At 68.6% G+C, this 1,425-nt stretch carries 2 pseudogenes; both read left to right on the forward strand.

Annotated elements, in window-relative coordinates:
- Positions 1 to 802 (forward strand): annotated as a pseudogene (locus RHBS_RS29430) (hypothetical protein); the annotation flags it as partial.
- Between the two features lie 59 nt (positions 803 to 861).
- Positions 862 to 1,425: pseudogene (locus RHBS_RS27755) on the forward strand (carbohydrate-binding protein); the annotation flags it as partial.

Genomic DNA, 1,425 nt, shown 5'->3' on the forward strand with positions numbered 1-1,425 from the left:
TCTCGCCGTCGCAGTGATCGGTGTCGTCGGTGCAGGCGATCTCGGCTCGGGGGTCGCCGTGGGTCTCGCGGCCACCGGATCGGTCGTCGGGGCGCTCGCTGCGGCGCGGTTCCGCCCGCGATCTCTCGGACCGGGCACCCCGAGCCGCACCGACAGTCCACTGAAAGACGTTGCTGCAGGCTTGAAATCGGGCGCACAGGCCGTCTGGCGCTCCGCCGGTGTCACGACCGCGATGCTCGGTATCGGCGCACACCGCATCGTGTTCGGCATCAACACCCTCATCATGGTGTTGATTCTTCGCGAGAGCGGAGCCGGCAGCACCCTTCCCGGCGGGCTCGCGGGTTTCGGTATCGCTGTCGGTGCCACAGCGGTCGGTATGTTCCTCGCCGCTCTGATCACGCCCTTCGCCGTTCCCAGGTTCGGTCGCACCCGCACCATCGTCGCCGCTCTCGTGCTCGCCATTGTGGCGCAGCTCGGTGCCGTCTCGGGCCTGACGCAGACCAGCTTGCTGATCGGAGCCTTCCTGTTGGGCATCGCCGGGCAGACCGTCAAACTCAGTGGTGACGCTGCCATGCAGATCGAGATCGACGACGCCCATCGTGGACGCGTCTTCGCGTTGCAGGACACCGTGTTCAACGTGGCGTTCGTCGCTGCCCTCGCCGCAGCGGCCTTCGCCGTCGGCCCCGATACGACCGATCTGAGCCAGGACCCCACCGCGCACATCCTGGTGTTCGTCGGGGCAGGTATCTACGCCCTCGGCTTGGCTGCAGCGGTGATCGCCACCAGGCGCGCAGGCCGCTGACGTGGTGTATCTTTCCGTATCGGACCGATAGGTTTCGTCGGAGAACACGGGGGCACCGCATGTACGGCCGCACGACGTCGCTCGGCTGCATACTCGCGGTTGCCGCAGGTACGGCCGTTCTTGCTGCGCCTCCGGCGTTCGCAGCCCCGCCGCCGCCGGTGAACTCCTGTGGCGAAACAGGATTCGACCCCAAGGACTACCCACCCGAGCCCATCGGGCCGGGCAATCCGCCGCAGCTGCCACCGTTGCCGGACCGCGTGGTGATCCCCGTGCCGTATCCGTCGATCGAACTCGTGCCGGTGCCCGATCCCGCCCCGAACAACACCCGCGTGCAGGCCGAACCGCTCACCGACCCGTGTACGGACCCATGCCCCGATCTCACCGACGACACCGATTCACCGACACCGGCAACAGGCTCTGCCGACCATCTGCCGTTCCCGCGCATCGAGATCGACCCGCAACCCGAGACCATCCCCATCCCGATCCCCGGGCCGGGCGGTACCCCTGGAACCCTGCCGCCCGCTCCCGCCGTCACCGCAGCAGAGCCCGGGCCGACGACGGTGCCGCCCGGGGCACCCGGCCGTCGGAAACGTCGAGGTCGTCTCGCAGCTGACCGGACCGGA

This window comes from Rhodococcus sp. BS-15, assembly GCF_000813105.1.
Classification (GTDB): Bacteria; Actinomycetota; Actinomycetes; order Mycobacteriales; family Mycobacteriaceae; genus Rhodococcoides.